Origin of the sequence: Mycobacterium sp. D16Q16 (assembly GCF_002013745.1) — a bacterium.
GTDB lineage: Bacteria > Actinomycetota > Actinomycetes > Mycobacteriales > Mycobacteriaceae > Mycobacterium.
Genome location: NZ_MAEY01000005.1, coordinates 95,985 through 109,059 on the forward strand (window position 1 = coordinate 95,985; position 13,075 = coordinate 109,059).

Annotated in this window: 16 protein-coding genes; 11 read left to right on the forward strand and 5 right to left on the reverse strand. The window is 65.2% G+C overall.

All coding sequences use genetic code 11. The features are described 5' to 3' along the window. Positions 1-6 precede the first annotated feature (6 nt). Positions 7-891 carry an AIM24 family protein gene (locus B4394_RS07815; RefSeq protein ID WP_078312178.1) on the forward strand — a complete coding sequence of 295 codons (885 nt, stop codon included), beginning with the start codon at positions 7-9 and terminating at the stop codon, positions 889-891. 4 nt (positions 892-895) lie between these two features. Here B4394_RS07815 and B4394_RS07820 read toward each other — a convergent pair whose 3' ends face one another. Then, positions 896-1,756: a MarR family transcriptional regulator gene (locus B4394_RS07820; protein ID WP_078314666.1), complete on the reverse strand. Its 861-nt coding sequence runs from the start codon at positions 1,754-1,756 to the stop codon at positions 896-898. A 92-nt stretch (positions 1,757-1,848) separates the two neighbouring features. Here B4394_RS07820 and B4394_RS07825 point away from each other — a divergent pair, with 92 nt between their 5' ends. After that, positions 1,849-2,640, forward strand: a complete 792-nt coding sequence (locus B4394_RS07825) for an SDR family oxidoreductase (RefSeq protein WP_078312176.1) — start codon at positions 1,849-1,851, stop codon at positions 2,638-2,640. A 21-nt stretch (positions 2,641-2,661) separates the two neighbouring features. Further along, positions 2,662-3,735: an NAD(P)H-dependent amine dehydrogenase family protein gene (locus B4394_RS07830; RefSeq protein WP_078312175.1), complete on the forward strand. Its 1,074-nt coding sequence runs from the start codon at positions 2,662-2,664 to the stop codon at positions 3,733-3,735. 42 nt (positions 3,736-3,777) lie between these two features. Here B4394_RS07830 and B4394_RS07835 read toward each other — a convergent pair whose 3' ends face one another. Then, positions 3,778-4,353, reverse strand: a complete 576-nt coding sequence (locus B4394_RS07835) for a TetR/AcrR family transcriptional regulator (RefSeq protein ID WP_078312174.1) — start codon at positions 4,351-4,353, stop codon at positions 3,778-3,780. Positions 4,354-4,473: 120 nt separating this feature from the next. Between B4394_RS07835 and B4394_RS07840 the strand changes: the two genes are divergently transcribed. The 5 genes from B4394_RS07840 (at position 4,474) to B4394_RS07860 (ending at position 8,437) form a co-directional block, all read left to right on the forward strand. Next, positions 4,474-5,727, forward strand: coding sequence for an NADH:flavin oxidoreductase/NADH oxidase family protein (locus tag B4394_RS07840; RefSeq protein ID WP_078314667.1), 1,254 nt, complete (start codon positions 4,474-4,476; stop codon positions 5,725-5,727). Next, the gene (locus tag B4394_RS07845) at positions 5,724-6,140 is read left to right on the forward strand and encodes a nitroreductase family deazaflavin-dependent oxidoreductase (protein ID WP_078314668.1); all 417 of its coding nucleotides are present in this window, start codon (positions 5,724-5,726) and stop codon (positions 6,138-6,140) included. Before B4394_RS07840 ends, B4394_RS07845 begins: the two co-directional genes overlap by 4 nt. Positions 6,141-6,192: 52 nt before the next feature. Further along, positions 6,193-7,140 (forward strand): oxygenase MpaB family protein, encoded by a 948-nt coding sequence (locus B4394_RS07850; protein WP_078312245.1) that lies wholly within the window; start codon positions 6,193-6,195, stop codon positions 7,138-7,140. An 8-nt stretch (positions 7,141-7,148) separates the two neighbouring features. Then, positions 7,149-7,748, forward strand: a complete 600-nt coding sequence (locus tag B4394_RS07855; RefSeq protein ID WP_078312244.1) for a TetR/AcrR family transcriptional regulator — start codon at positions 7,149-7,151, stop codon at positions 7,746-7,748. Positions 7,749-7,816: 68 nt separating this feature from the next. Further along, the gene (locus B4394_RS07860; RefSeq protein WP_078312171.1) at positions 7,817-8,437 is read left to right on the forward strand and encodes a TetR/AcrR family transcriptional regulator; all 621 of its coding nucleotides are present in this window, start codon (positions 7,817-7,819) and stop codon (positions 8,435-8,437) included. Here B4394_RS07860 and B4394_RS07865 read toward each other — a convergent pair. Next, entirely contained in the window at positions 8,427-8,981 is a 555-nt protein-coding gene (locus B4394_RS07865; RefSeq protein WP_078312170.1) for an SRPBCC family protein, read from the reverse strand. The genes B4394_RS07860 and B4394_RS07865 overlap by 11 nt on opposite strands. Positions 8,982-9,216: 235 nt before the next feature. Between B4394_RS07865 and B4394_RS07870 the strand changes: the two genes are divergently transcribed. Further along, positions 9,217-9,507, forward strand: a complete 291-nt coding sequence (locus B4394_RS07870; protein ID WP_078312169.1) for a YiaA/YiaB family inner membrane protein — start codon at positions 9,217-9,219, stop codon at positions 9,505-9,507. Here the strand turns inward: B4394_RS07870 and B4394_RS07875 are convergent. Beyond that, positions 9,504-10,400: a hydroxymethylglutaryl-CoA lyase gene (locus B4394_RS07875; protein WP_139360041.1), complete on the reverse strand. Its 897-nt coding sequence runs from the start codon at positions 10,398-10,400 to the stop codon at positions 9,504-9,506. The genes B4394_RS07870 and B4394_RS07875 overlap by 4 nt on opposite strands. Positions 10,401-10,435: 35 nt before the next feature. Beyond that, positions 10,436-11,635 carry a CaiB/BaiF CoA transferase family protein gene (locus B4394_RS07880; protein WP_078314669.1) on the reverse strand — a complete coding sequence of 400 codons (1,200 nt, stop codon included), beginning with the start codon at positions 11,633-11,635 and terminating at the stop codon, positions 10,436-10,438. A 125-nt stretch (positions 11,636-11,760) separates the two neighbouring features. On the opposite strand from B4394_RS07880, the gene B4394_RS07885 reads away from it, so the two are divergent. Together B4394_RS07885 and B4394_RS07890 are read left to right on the forward strand one after the other, a co-directional pair. After that, positions 11,761-12,315: an RNA polymerase sigma factor gene (locus B4394_RS07885; RefSeq protein ID WP_078312167.1), complete on the forward strand. Its 555-nt coding sequence runs from the start codon at positions 11,761-11,763 to the stop codon at positions 12,313-12,315. Further along, positions 12,312-13,007, forward strand: a complete 696-nt coding sequence (locus B4394_RS07890) for a Rieske (2Fe-2S) protein (RefSeq protein ID WP_078314670.1) — start codon at positions 12,312-12,314, stop codon at positions 13,005-13,007. The genes B4394_RS07885 and B4394_RS07890 overlap by 4 nt, the downstream gene beginning before the upstream one ends. Positions 13,008-13,075: the final 68 nt, after the last annotated feature.

Here is a 13,075-nt window from a genome sequence, read left to right on the forward strand (position 1 = left end):
GAGTCCATGACGACTCCGAACCCCGGAAGCTGGCAGCCTGATCCCGACGGACGGTTTGAATTCCGCTGGCACGACGGCCAGCGCTGGACGGATCAAGTCGCACACCAGGGCAGGGTCAGCTCGGCACCGCTCGGAGGCTCCGCACCGCCCGAACCACAGGTCACATCGCCCACCGCGGCTGCACAGCCGGCGGCTCAGGCTCAGTCCATCGGCGACCAATTCTCCGGTATCAGTGGAGATCTGGTGGATGGCCGGTTCAGCGAGAATGAGGCCAAGCCGATCTCCAATCAGAACGCAAAGCTGTTGCGCGTTCGCCTCGGCGAGCCGTTCCTCGCACGTCAGGGATCGATGGTGGCCTACCAGGGCAATGTCGACTTCGCCTTCGAGGGCGGCGGCGCGGCCAAGTTCCTGAAGAAGGCGCTGACCGGTGAAGGCCTGCCCCTGATGAGGTGTTCTGGCCAAGGCGACGTGTTCCTGGCCGAGCGCGCCTTCGACGTTCATCTGCTGAATCTGAACAACGCGGGCCTCTCGATCAGCGGCAAGAATGTGCTGGCCTTTTCCGCTGGGTTGAACTGGAACATCGAGCGGGTCAAGGGCGCCAGCATGGTGACAGGCGGTCTGTTCAACACGACATTGCGCGGAACCGGTTGGGTCGCGCTGACCACCGACGGCCCGCCGGTGGTGCTCAATGCCGCCGAGGCGCCGACATTCGCCGATACCAACGCCGTCGTGGCCTGGTCGGCGAATCTGCAGACCCAGCTCAAGACGAGCTTCAAGGCCGGCGCCCTCATTGGCCGCGGCTCCGGAGAGGCGCTCCAAGTCGCATTCCAGGGCCAGGGGTTCGTCATCGTGCAACCGTCCGAGGGCGTCCCCGTCGTCACCGCGGGCTAGGGCGTCACCTCTCCGCGAATAGTCCGGATAGCTCCCGCGCCCCGCGCGTCAACGTCACGATCAGCGCTTCTCGCTCGCTACGGGTCGCGCTGGGCAGCAACGGGCCCAGCTGAAGTTCGTACGCGGCATCGGCGCCCTCGAAAATGGGCGCCGCCAGATAGCTAATCGGCAGTACCGCGTCGGAGCTCAGCTCATCGCGCGAATAAGGACGCGAGGTGAGCCGGGACAGCTGTCGCAGCAGCCGTTCACGCAGCGCCGCCTCCATTACCTCCGAGCCCACCGAACCAAGCAGGTCCGAGAGCAGATCGACCATCCCCGTGTCATCGTGGTCGGGGCGGTAGACCACATATCCGCAGTCGGCAACCTGCTGCACGAGCCGCTGACCAGAACGCGCACTCAGGCCACGCGCCGTACCGAGCCATTGCGCACGTTCGTCGGATGAACGCCAGGGCATGACCGCCGAACCGGCGGGAAAGGCAAGCGGGATGCTCTGGCCCACCGCGAATCCCGCGACGGCCCGGCGTCCCGCCTGTGCCTTGGCGACGATCGTCAACGTCTTCGGGCCTATTCGGCTGACCGTCGCCCCAGCGTGTGCCTCTGCGGCAACTCGGGCCAGTGCGTCCTGGATGGCCCGGGGCAGGGTGGCCTCGACGGCACGGGGCAGGGCAGACCCGACGCGGTACCGAAGCTCATCGTCGCGCACTAGCCACCCTGCAGCCTCCAACTCGTTCACCACGGCAGTCGCGGTGGCGCGGGAAATGCCCGTGGATGCGGCGATCTCGCTAATCGATTTGGGTTGTGTTGCAGCAGCAAGCATTTCCACGATTCGCACCACGCGAACGGTCGGCGGCGAAGTGGCGGGCATGGGTTCTCCCCTCTTGCGCGAGGCAAGGTCCGGGTCTACAGTGCATCGACTATTCGCCCCAAGGTAGTCGAATATTCGACACGGAGGTAGAGATGATTCTGGACCGTTTCAGGCTCGACGGCAATGTCGCGGTCGTTACCGGCGCGGGCCGCGGACTCGGCGCCGCGATTGCGGAGGCCTTCGCACAGGCGGGTGCCGATGTGCTCATCGCCTCGCGTACCGAATCGCAGCTGCGGGAGGTCGCGGAGAAGGTCGAGGCGACAGGCCGCCAGGCGGAGATCGTGGTCGCCGATCTGTCCGATACCGAAGCATCCGCTTCACTGGCCCAGAAGGCAGTAGACCGATTCGGACGACTCGACATCGTCGTCAACAACGTGGGCGGCACCATGCCGAAACCGTTCTTGGACACCACCAACGAGGACCTCGCCGAGGCCTTCTCCTTCAATGTCCTCAACGGGCACGCACTGCTGCGTGCCGCTGTGCCGCACCTGCTTAAATCCGACAACGCGTCGGTCATCAACATCACGTCCACTATGGGCCGACTGCCGGGCCGGGCCTTCCTGGGTTACTGCACCGCCAAGGGCGCGCTGGCTCAGTACACACGGACGGCCGCAATGGATTTGAGTCCAAGAATCCGAGTCAACGGCATCGCTCCCGGCTCCATCCTCACCTCGGCGCTGGAAATCGTGGCGGGTAACGACGAGGTGCGCGGAACGCTGGAGAAGAACACGCCGCTGCATCGCCTGGGTGATCCGAGCGATATCGCGGCAGCAGCCCTATACCTCGCATCACCTGCCGGGAGCTTCCTCACCGGCAAGGTACTCGAAGTCGACGGTGGCCTCATCGCGCCCAACCTCGACATCCCGCTACCCGACCTTTCCTGACCGCTTCGAGATGGGACTGATATGACGAAGACACGTGTAGCCGTCTGGGGCACAGGCAATGTCGGCCAGCATGCGCTGGCCGGGGTAATCACCGACCCCAACATGGAGCTGGTCGGGGTGTGGGTTTCTGGGGCGAACAAGGCCGGTAAGGACGCGGGTGAGCTCGCCGGGCTCGACCCCACCACCGGCGTCTCCGCGACCTCGGACCCGGCAGAGATTCTGGCGCTCAAGCCCGACTGCGTGGTGTACACCGCCATGACCGACAACCGGCTGATGGAGGCGATCGAGGATCTGCGCTCGATCCTCGCCGCCGGAATCAACATCGCCGCCAGCGCGCCAGTATTCCTGCAGTATCCGTGGGGCGTACTCCCGGAGAACATGCTGGAGCCCATCGAAACTGCTGCGCGCGAGGGCAACTCGTCGATCTTCATTGGCGGAATCGATCCAGGTTTTGCCAATGACCTGCTACCGCTGGCACTCATGGGCACCTGCCAGCGCGTCGATCAGGTGCGCTGTATCGAAATCGTGGACTACGCCACCTACGACAGTGCGACGGTGATGTTCGATGTCATGGGTTTCGGTAAGCCGATGGACGAGACGCCCATCCTGCTGCAGCCGGGAGTGCTGTCCCTGGCCTGGGGCTCGGTGGTACGACAGCTCGCCGCCGGCCTCGGTATCGACTTGGACGAAGTCACTGAGACATACGAAAAACTTCCCGCGCCCGAGGATTTCGAGATCTCGTCGGGGCATATTCCCGCAGGCACCATGGCCGCGCTGCATTTCGAGGTGCGCGGCATCAAGGACGGCAAGGTGGTGACGGTCCTTGAGCACTTCACCCGCCTGCGCGAGGATCTGGCACCGGACTGGCCACAGCCCGCACACGAAGGTGGCACCTATCGCGTTGAGATCACCGGGGAGCCCAGCTACATCCTGGATTTGGGCTCATTCAGTGCGCGCGGCGATCACAACTACGCCAATCTGATCGCGACGGCGATGCGCGTGGTCAATGCGGTACCTGCCGTCGTCGCCGCGGATGCCGGCGTGCGCACCACGCTGGATCTGCCGCTGATCACGGGGAAGGGTCGCGCGGGGTAGCGCTGTGCATCTGCCGACCCTACTGCGCAGGTGGGTGGGAGGTTACGCCTTGGATTCGGCCGGGATGTACAGCCGGATGAGCTCCGCCAAACGCTGTCCGACGTCATCGAGCGTCTCCGTCGACTGCTCGGCGATCGACATGATGACCGCACCTTCGATCGCGGCGATCATTGTCCGCGCCAGCGAGCGAGCGGTGGCCGCTTCCACCCCATACTTCTCGAGGCGTCCCGCGAGGAGCTCATGCCAATCCCGGAAGGCCTCGGCCGCCACCGCAGCGGCCTGAGGTGCCTCGGTACGTCCGAGCACGGCAGCGACGATCGGACACCCCGCCTGCATCTCGGTTTCGCCGAGCTGCGCCTTCCATAGCTCGATGAACAGTTCGATCCCGCGGGCCGGGTCAATCCCGTCACCGGCCGCCTTGATGATGTCCGTCAGCTCTTGCCCGGCAAGACGAGTTGCCTCGGCGACCAGCTCCTGCTTGCCGCCAGGGAAGTTCAGGTAGATGGTTCTCCGTGAAACACCGCTGTCCTCGAGCAGTGCGTTGAGACCGGTTCCCGCGACGCCCCTGCGCCGCACCAGACCCGTCACGCTTGCGATCAAGGTGTCACGTGCCGACATCCTGCCTGCCTCCAAACTTGTCGGGTGTTAACTATACCGCTCAGTCTACCGAGGCGTCCCCGACATGGGGCGATTACCGGAACATTGCAGTAAACCAATCGGTGTACTAGCGTCGGCCGCGTGGCAGACCTACACGACCCCCTCCCCCTGGCCTCGGGCCAGGTTCTGCGCAATCGGCTCATGAAGTCGGCTCTCAGCGAGGGCCTCGGCGACACATCCCAGGGCCCTGACCACCGACTCGTCGAGCTGTACCGCCGCTGGGGAACCGGTGGCTTCGGCCTCGTCGTGACCGGCAATGTGATGGTCGACCGCAGTCATCTGGGCGAGCCGGGGAACGTGGTCATCGAGGACGACAGGCATCTCGATGGACTGTCCCGGTGGGCCAAGGCGACCAAGGACGGCGGCGGCCTGATTTGGATGCAGGTCAACCATCCCGGCAGGCAAGCCAACCCGCTCGCCACGGCATCCCAGCCGGTGGCACCGTCGGCAATCAAGATGAACGTCCCCGGCTGGCAGGCCCCGCGCGAGCTCGCCGACGACGAGATCGAGAACATTATCGACCGCTACGCCACCACGGCGACGATCGCGGATGCCGCCGGGTTCGACGGTGTTCAAATCCACGGCGCACACGGCTATCTCGTGGCGCAGTTCCTGTCGCCGCGCACCAACCGGCGCACCGACCGGTGGGGCGGTGACCCCGAACGTCGCATGCGCTTCGTCCTCGAAGTCGTCCGCCGCACTCGGGCTGCCGTGAGTCCCGGTTTCTCGGTCGCCATCAAGCTCAACTCCGCGGACTTCCAGCGCGGAGGCTTCACCGAGGAGGAGTCGCGGGCAGTCATCGCGGCACTCGCCTCCGAAGAGGTCGACCTCATCGAAATCAGCGGCGGTACTTACGAATCGCCGGCGATGGAGGGCAGGCCGCTGGTGACATCGGCGTCGACCCAGGCCCGCGAGGCCTACTTCCTGGAGTACGCCCGCACCGCCCGCGAGGCGGCCGGTGATGTACCGATCGCGGTGACGGGCGGGTTCCGCACCGAAGCCGCGATGTCGGAGGCCGTCCGATCGGGTGATTGCGATGTCGTGGGACTCGGGCGCCCAACCACCGTCAACCCGGTCGCCGCCGACAGCCTGCTAACCGCACGCCAGGACAAGCTCACCGTTCCGGACGCCTCCCTCCCCATGCCTGCGTGGCTCGCGGCAACCGGCAGAGCGAAGTCTTTCCTCAGTGCACTGGAACTCCAGTGGCACAACACGCAACTGCACCGCCTGGGCGCGGGGACTGACCCGGACCCCACTATCGGCCCATGGATCACCGCACTTCGGCTCCTCAAGAACAATGGAGTCGACGCCTTTCGGAGAAGGAGAAGTTCATGACGGACAAGACACTGCGCAAGTTCCGCAGGGAGCGGGCGATGGGGCGCTACCTGCTCAATCCAGCCGTCGCGGCACTGACGAAGCTCGGCTTGCGCACGGCGCTCGCCTCGGAGCTGGAGACCACCGGACGCAAGACCGGCCAGCTGCGCCGGGTCCCGGTCTCCGTCCAGTTCGACGCGACCGGCGCGTGGGTGATCAGCCAGCACGGCACCCGCTCGGGCTGGGGCAGCAACATTGCCGCGAACCCGAATGTCCGCCTGAAGCAGGGAAACAGGTGGCGCACCGGCACCGCCCAGTTCCGGCCCGATGATGACGTCGTCGCGCGCGGCCGCAAGTTCGGGGCCGTCGGCGCGCGGGTGGTCAAGGCACTGGAGACCACCCCCGTATCGGTGCGTATCGACTTCACCGACTAATCACCCTTGGCACACTTGCGCAGTTTTGTGCCATTGAGCTAGCGTGGTGCTCATGGTCGATCAGAGCGCCATCACTCGCCCCGTCAGCCTGGACGAAGGGCTGCGCGAAGCAATTCCCATGCCCGTGGACGACGCCGCCGACGACTCCGTGGAAACACCGCGACTGGGTGCCGACTCCCTGGTGTGGAAGTTCTACGGCGATATCCGCGGCGTGCTGGGTTTTCAGCGACTCGCGGGCACCGAGAACTGCATCGAGCAGCTGGGCAAGGCGGTCGAGGACCACTCGGTGATCTTCACCGACACCTTCGGCCGCGCACGCCGCTCCGGCCCGCCCATCATGAAGACCATCTATTCGGCAGACCCGCAGAAGTGGGGCCGGATGGTGCGCGATTTTCACAAGCCGATCACCGGAACCATCAGCGACGGTTCGCGGTACCACGCGCTCAATCCTGAGCTCTTCTACTGGGCCCATGCGACCTTCGTCGATCAGGTGCTGTACATCACCGACACCTTCATCCGGAGGCTGTCCCGCGCGGAGAAGGTACGAATCTTCGAGGAGAGCAAGGTCTGGTACAGCCTGTACGGCGTCAGCGCGCGCAATCAGCCGCAGACGTACGACGAGTTCGTCACGTACATGGAGGGGATGTTCGACCGGTTCGTGCCGACGAAGACGATCCTGTACGCCACGGGTTACATCCGTCAGGGTGTACCCGGGCCCAAGCAGATTCCCCAGCCGGTGTGGCGGGTGCTATCAGCGCCACTGAACGCCTTCATCCGGACGGTCATCGTCGGAACACTCCCTCCGCAGATGAAGGCCGTCTGCCGACTGGAGTGGAACGACAAGAAGGAGCGCAACTTTCAGCGCTTCGCCAAGGTCATGCGCACGCTGAACCCGGTATTCAACAGGCTGCCGGTGCGCGCCCTGTATCTGCCGTGGGCTTCTGAGGGCTGGAAGCGTGAAGGAGTCGACCCCCGCCCGCTGCACAACCGGGCAGCATGACCGCACCGATGAGCGGCTTGCGTCAAGAGGCGAATACTCAGGGGGTGACCGACGCCCCGCCCGCCGATGCCGTGCTCGACGCCGCGCGCACCGAGTTCGAGCGCCATGGCATGCGCCGCGCCAACATGGACGCCATCGCGCGACGTGCCGGGGTGAGCCGACGCACCCTCTACCGCCGCTTCCCCACCAAGGAAGCGTTGTTCGAGCACCTCATCGAGGCCGAGAGCCTGCTCATCTTCGGCCACCTCGCCGTCGCGGCCAACGGCCAGGATGCGCAGGGGGCCATTGTCGAGTGCTTCACCTTGGCCATGCGGCTCATCACCGAGAACCGGTTGGCGTGCACCATCATCGAGAACGAGCCCGAGTTGGTGATCGGATTGAATACGCCCTCGGGCGACAAGGCCATCGTGCGGGCCAGTGCCCTGGTGGCGACCTCTCTTCGACACAGCGGCGTCACCATGCCCGACGAGGCGGTGCTGGCAGTATCGGAAATTCTTGTGCGCCTTGTGGGTTCGTTGCTCACCAATCGCGCGGGCGTTCTCGATATCACCGACACCGTCGCAGTGCGACGCTACGCACAGACATATCTCGCACGCATGGTGTGGTGAGTCCCGGTTCAGAAACTGACCATGAGTCGGGATCTGACTAGACTGCCTCCATGGCTACTCGGCGGCAGATGTACGCAGAACAGACTCGTTCCGATCTTCTGGATTCCGCACGCCGGCATTTCACGACCACGGGCTACAACAGCGTCACCGTCGATGACATCGTCAGCAGCATCGAGGTCAGCAAGGGCACGTTCTACTACCACTTCTCCGACAAGCAGGCGATGTTCACCGCACTGCTCACCGAGTGCCTGACCGAGACGGCGGACACCGTCACCACCGCCATCCGCCGTCTGGACAAGCCTGGCCCGAGCGGCCCGCAGGTCGCGGCCACCTCCGCATGGGTCTATCTGTCGCGATCACTCAACGACAAGACCTACCGGGAACTCATGCGTCAGGCGCCTATGGTCCTCGGCGAGGAGACGTACCGCCACATCGACGAGACCATCGTGCTACCGCCACTGGTCACCCTCATGGAAACTCTCGCCGCCCGTGGCGAGCTGAAGGCCGGCGTGCACACGCCCATGGCGGCCCGGATGCTCATGACGATGTTCGTCACGGCCAACAGCATCATCGCCGAATCCGATGATCCCGCAACAACGATGACCGAAGTCGCCGACACGATCGCCACGATGTTCAGCGGGATCGTCCTGGGTGATGTCCCACTCTCGAAGGCGGCGGCTAACGGATAGCCAGGAACAGCAGCGTCCGCAGGAACGGGCGCACCGCGAACGCCGTCCAGCGCAACGGGAACCAGCCGACCCACTTCGGGGTGCCTGCCACCGTCCAGCGCACCAGCACCTTGTTCCCGTCAGCGGCCAGCTCCCAGCGTTCGCCGAATGCCTTGAGCACCAGTGGAACTGAAATACCGGTGCCGATCGCGACCAGCTTGAGGCCCTCCTCGCTGTGGACCACCTTCTCGGTGATCGCGAACAACGGCGTGCGGGTCACAATCTGGTCGCCCGATCTCGCCGGCCCGGACACGAAAGGAATCGACTCCAGATAGCCGCCCTCCGAGACCTGGGTCCACACACGTTCAACGGGCCCCGGCACGCTGATCTGCGCAGTGACTGCGAACGATGCCGTCTTGTCGAAGAAGTCCGTGTCCGGCATGGTCACCCCAAAGCGGCGGGGCCCGCTGTCGCCGGAGGCGAGGACGAAAAGCACCGCCGCTCCCAGCAAGCCCCCGAGGGCCAGCACTCCCACGACGATCCCCAACAGCACCGGAGTGGACATGGTCCTCCTTGAATTCGATGTGGCGCTAACTGACCCGAGAGTCAGTTAGCAAGCTAGACCTCTTGCCAGCACCGAAGAAGGGCAAGCGCGCAAGTTAGTGACCGAGGCCAGCCCACAGCACCATTTCCTGGGGCCAGCCCCCGTATCGCTACCAGCGACCTGCACGCAAACTTGCGCCCGCATATCGGGTAGCTCTACTCATGCCATACGAAGCGGCGGCTGCCACCGTGGTCGTATGAGCACATCGGAGCCCACAGTCCGCGCGTCCACCGCGTATTACATCCAATCCGCCATCGCCTTCGCGGTCGCATTCGCTTCGACGCTGGGCGGCATCGTGTACCTACCGATATCGCCGTGGCCCCGCGCATTCCTCGCGGTGTGCACGCTCTTCCTGGTGACCAGCTGCTTCGGGCTGGCGAAGGTCGTGCGTGACACCCACGAATCGCAACAAGTGCGCAACCGGATCGATGAGGCGCGCATCGAGCAGATCTACGCCGAACACAACCCGCTGAAGTCGGCGGTCTAGTTCAGCAAGCGGTCGCCCGCGCGCAGCAGAGCGCTCGGGACCGCGTGCCCGACTACTGATTGCACCACTCGGGCCGCCTCGATCGCGGCTTCGAGATCAACGTCGACGTCAATATCGCTGTCCCGCAGTAGATATACCAGATCCTCGGTGGCGATATTGCCGGTCGCTCCGGGCGCGAACGGGCATCCGCCGAGTCCGCCAATCGAAGAATCGAGCCGCGTCACCCCGGATTGCACGGCGGCATAGGCGCTGGCCAAACCGGATCCACGGGTGTTGTGGAAGTGCGCGCCCAGCGGCGCGTCGCCGACAATGGGCCGAACGGCCGCAACGAGATTCGTAACGCGGCGCGGCGTTGTGGTGCCGATGGTGTCGGCCAGGGCGAAACGGTCCGCGCCCCATTCCCGGGCCCGGCGCACGATATCGAGGACCCGCTGTTCGGGGGTGGGGCCGTCGAAGGGGCAGTCCCATGAGCAGGCCACAATGACCTCCACTGTGGCACCCGTGTCACGCGCGAGCGCCACGATCTCCTCGATGCGCGCGGTGGCCTCGGCACTAGTGCTGCCGACGTTGGCGCGACTGTGTCCGTCGGACGCAGAGACCACGTACTCCAGCGAGGTGAGACCCGCCGCAAGGGCGCGCTTGGCACCGTTAGGGCTGGCGACGAGTGCGGAGAATTCGATATCCGGATAGTTGTACAGCTGCGCGGACAGTTCGGCGGCATCGGCCAGCGCCGGCATCTTGGAGGGGGACACAAATGCGGTGGCCTCGACCTCGCGCACCCCTGTCGCGGCGATCGCGTCGAGAAGTTTCAGCTTGTCCGCCAACGAGATCGGTGCCTCAAGCTGAAGGCCATCCCGCAGCAGCACCTCGCGGATGGTGACGTGGGCGGGCATCTGCGCTTGCTCTTCGCGCACGCGGCTCATCGAACTCACAGCACCCCCTCGGCGCGCAGCTTGTCGATATCTGCGGCGCTCTTCCCCAGCAGCCCCACGAAGACGTCCTCGTTGTGTTGCCCGGGTCGGGCCGGGCCCGCATTCCGGACGCCGCCCGGCGATTCGGACAGCACCGGAACCACTCCCGGCCCCAGCACCGAGCGGCCGAGGCGCTCGTCGAAATGCTCGACGAGCATCTCACGCGCCTTGAGCTGTGGGTCCTGCACTACATCGGCAACGGTGTTGATGGGGCCGGCGATCACCCCGGCCGCGCTGAGCACATCGACGATGTCGGCGGGCAGGCGTCGCGCCGCCCACCCAGCGATGATGGTGTCGAGCTCATCCTGATTGCGGCCACGGGCAACGTGATTGACGAATCGATCATCGGTGCTCAGCTCCGGCTGATCCATCGCCACACACAATCTGCGGAAGACGGTGTCCTGGTTGGCGGCGATGACCACCCAACTGCCATCGGCGCTCTGGTAGATGTTCGAGGGCGCGATGCCCTCCAACCGAGTACCCGACGGACCCCGCACCACCCCACCCACGTCGTAATCCGGAATGGTGGATTCCTGTACGGCCAAACAACTCTCGGTTAACGCCGCATCGACGATCTGTCCGCGACCGGTGACGGTCCGCCGATAGAGCGCCGCCAGTGCGCCCTGGGCCGCGAACATCCCGGCGAGAGTGTCACCAATCGAGAGCGCCATCCGTGGCGGCGGACCACCGGGGAATCCGTTGAGGTGCCGCAGGCCGCTGGCGGCTTCGGCCACTGAGGCGTATCCGGCCTTGTGCGCGTCCGGACCGGTCTGTCCGTAACCGGAGACGCGGACCAAGATGATGCCGTTGTTGCGTTCCGCCAGGACGTCGTAGCCCAGACCCCACTTCTCCAGAGTCCCTGGCCGGAAGTTCTCGACGATCACATCCGACTTCTCGACGAGATCGAGAAACAGTGCGCGCCCGGCCTCGGTGCGCAGATCAAGGGTGATGGCCTTCTTGTTGCGAGCGTGCACCGTCCAGAACACGTGGTGCCCGTCGACCTCGGCCTGGCCCCAGGTCCGAAGCGGATCCGGTGCACCGGGCGGCTCGATCTTGAGCACCTCGGCGCCCATATCCCCGAGTAACCGCCCCGCGAAAGGCCCGGCGATCAGGGTGCCCAGTTCCAGCACCCGGATCCCATCGAGAGCACCCGTCATTGCAGTGACGCTACCCCGAACCAATTGGCCGCCGGCATCGTGTAACCACCGGCACTACTTCTCATCAGAGGCAGACATCCAGCTGCCTTTCGAGGGACGTTTTGGGGACGGGACAACCGACGGTGATGACACAACGTGATCCCACCGCCCGGCGCGGCTTGCGGGCCGTCCCGGCGGGTGACGATCACTACCCGGACTGGCAGTCCGTGTACCAAGACAATGCCGTCTGGGTCTATCGCACCATCTACGCACGGGTGGGCAATAGGCCAGATACCGAGGATCTGACAGCCGAGGTATTCCTGGCTGCGTTGAGGCCGTTACGCCTGACGGTGACTAAGGCCGAGGTACGGGCCTACCTGCGGACGGTTGCGCGCACGGTGCTCGCCGCACACTGGCGCGAGACATTGGGCCGCGAGATCACCTCGATCCCCGACATGCAGGACATCGCCGACCGGCCGCCCGACTCCGAGGAATCCATCAGCACCGCACCGCTGCACGCGAAGGCTGTATTGGACGCATTACCGGACAACTATCGTCGGATTTTGGAACTGCGATTCCTGCAAAGCTGTTCGATCAAGGAGTCCGCCGCCACGATGGGTGTCACCGTCGCCAATGCCAAGGTGCTCCAACACCGCGCACTGCGCCTGGCCGCCCAGATCAACGAACAGGACCTGTCATGAATCCGCGTGGGCTGCGCCGCTACGTCGACGACCTGCTCCGGGGCCGCCGGCCCAAGCCGTTCCGTCCTGACGATTTCGAAGCGGCGCAGATCCGGACGGCGATCGAGCTGCGCGCGAGCCAGCCCGGCGACGACACTCCGAGCCAGGAGTTCCTCGCGAACCTGCAGGGTCGCCTGGCCGAGCAGATGGGCGATGCCCCAGCGCCTTCCGGCCAGCCGCGATGGCAAGCACCCACCCGCCGGAGCCTCCTCGTCGGCACCTCGGCGGCCGCTGCCGCCGCCGCGGTGGCTGTCACCGCCGACCGCCTGATCACCCAGAAACCGCAGACCGACCCCCAGCAGGACTCGGGCGAGATCGTCCCCAACACCGGAAGTTGGCAGCGGGTCGCCGCCAGCAGTGCGGTCCCCGACGGCGGAGTGCATCCCTTCGACCTCGGATTCGTCAACGGATTCGTGCGTCGGGTGGGCGGCAGGGTAGAGGCGGTGTCGGGCGTGTGCACACATCAGGGGTGCAAGCTCTGGTTCGACGGGGCGCATGACCGCTTGCAGTGCCCATGCCACACCACATCTTTCACCACCGATGGGCGGGTGATCACGCACCAGCTGCCCATCGCACCCAAGCCGCTACCCACGTTGGAAGTGCGCGAGGCCGACGGTCACATCGAGGTGTTCGCACCCGATCGTCCCGCCTGATCCGGTTGTAACCCCCGCCCCTATCTCTGTGCGGTGGTCCGCAACTCGCCGCGGACTCGTCCATGGAA

What these genes read in the sequence shown, in the direction of transcription:
- B4394_RS07865 (WP_078312170.1), bottom strand. Translation starts at nt 8,981, where the DNA reads ATGTCCACTCCGGTGCTGTTGGGGATCGTCGTGGGAGTGCTGGCCCTC.
- B4394_RS07825 (WP_078312176.1), top strand. Translation starts at nt 1,849, where the DNA reads ATGATTCTGGACCGTTTCAGGCTCGACGGCAATGTCGCGGTCGTTACC.
- B4394_RS07835 (WP_078312174.1), bottom strand. Translation starts at nt 4,353, where the DNA reads ATGTCGGCACGTGACACCTTGATCGCAAGCGTGACGGGTCTGGTGCGG.
- B4394_RS07855 (WP_078312244.1), top strand. Translation starts at nt 7,149, where the DNA reads ATGAGCGGCTTGCGTCAAGAGGCGAATACTCAGGGGGTGACCGACGCC.
- B4394_RS07870 (WP_078312169.1), top strand. Translation starts at nt 9,217, where the DNA reads ATGAGCACATCGGAGCCCACAGTCCGCGCGTCCACCGCGTATTACATC.
- B4394_RS07830 (WP_078312175.1), top strand. Translation starts at nt 2,662, where the DNA reads ATGACGAAGACACGTGTAGCCGTCTGGGGCACAGGCAATGTCGGCCAG.
- B4394_RS07885 (WP_078312167.1), top strand. Translation starts at nt 11,761, where the DNA reads ATGACACAACGTGATCCCACCGCCCGGCGCGGCTTGCGGGCCGTCCCG.
- B4394_RS07850 (WP_078312245.1), top strand. Translation starts at nt 6,193, where the DNA reads ATGGTCGATCAGAGCGCCATCACTCGCCCCGTCAGCCTGGACGAAGGG.
- B4394_RS07820 (WP_078314666.1), bottom strand. Translation starts at nt 1,756, where the DNA reads ATGCCCGCCACTTCGCCGCCGACCGTTCGCGTGGTGCGAATCGTGGAA.
- B4394_RS07880 (WP_078314669.1), bottom strand. Translation starts at nt 11,635, where the DNA reads ATGACGGGTGCTCTCGATGGGATCCGGGTGCTGGAACTGGGCACCCTG.
- B4394_RS07860 (WP_078312171.1), top strand. Translation starts at nt 7,817, where the DNA reads ATGTACGCAGAACAGACTCGTTCCGATCTTCTGGATTCCGCACGCCGG.
- B4394_RS07845 (WP_078314668.1), top strand. Translation starts at nt 5,724, where the DNA reads ATGACGGACAAGACACTGCGCAAGTTCCGCAGGGAGCGGGCGATGGGG.
- B4394_RS07890 (WP_078314670.1), top strand. Translation starts at nt 12,312, where the DNA reads ATGAATCCGCGTGGGCTGCGCCGCTACGTCGACGACCTGCTCCGGGGC.
- B4394_RS07875 (WP_139360041.1), bottom strand. Translation starts at nt 10,400, where the DNA reads ATGCCCGCCCACGTCACCATCCGCGAGGTGCTGCTGCGGGATGGCCTT.
- B4394_RS07815 (WP_078312178.1), top strand. Translation starts at nt 7, where the DNA reads ATGACGACTCCGAACCCCGGAAGCTGGCAGCCTGATCCCGACGGACGG.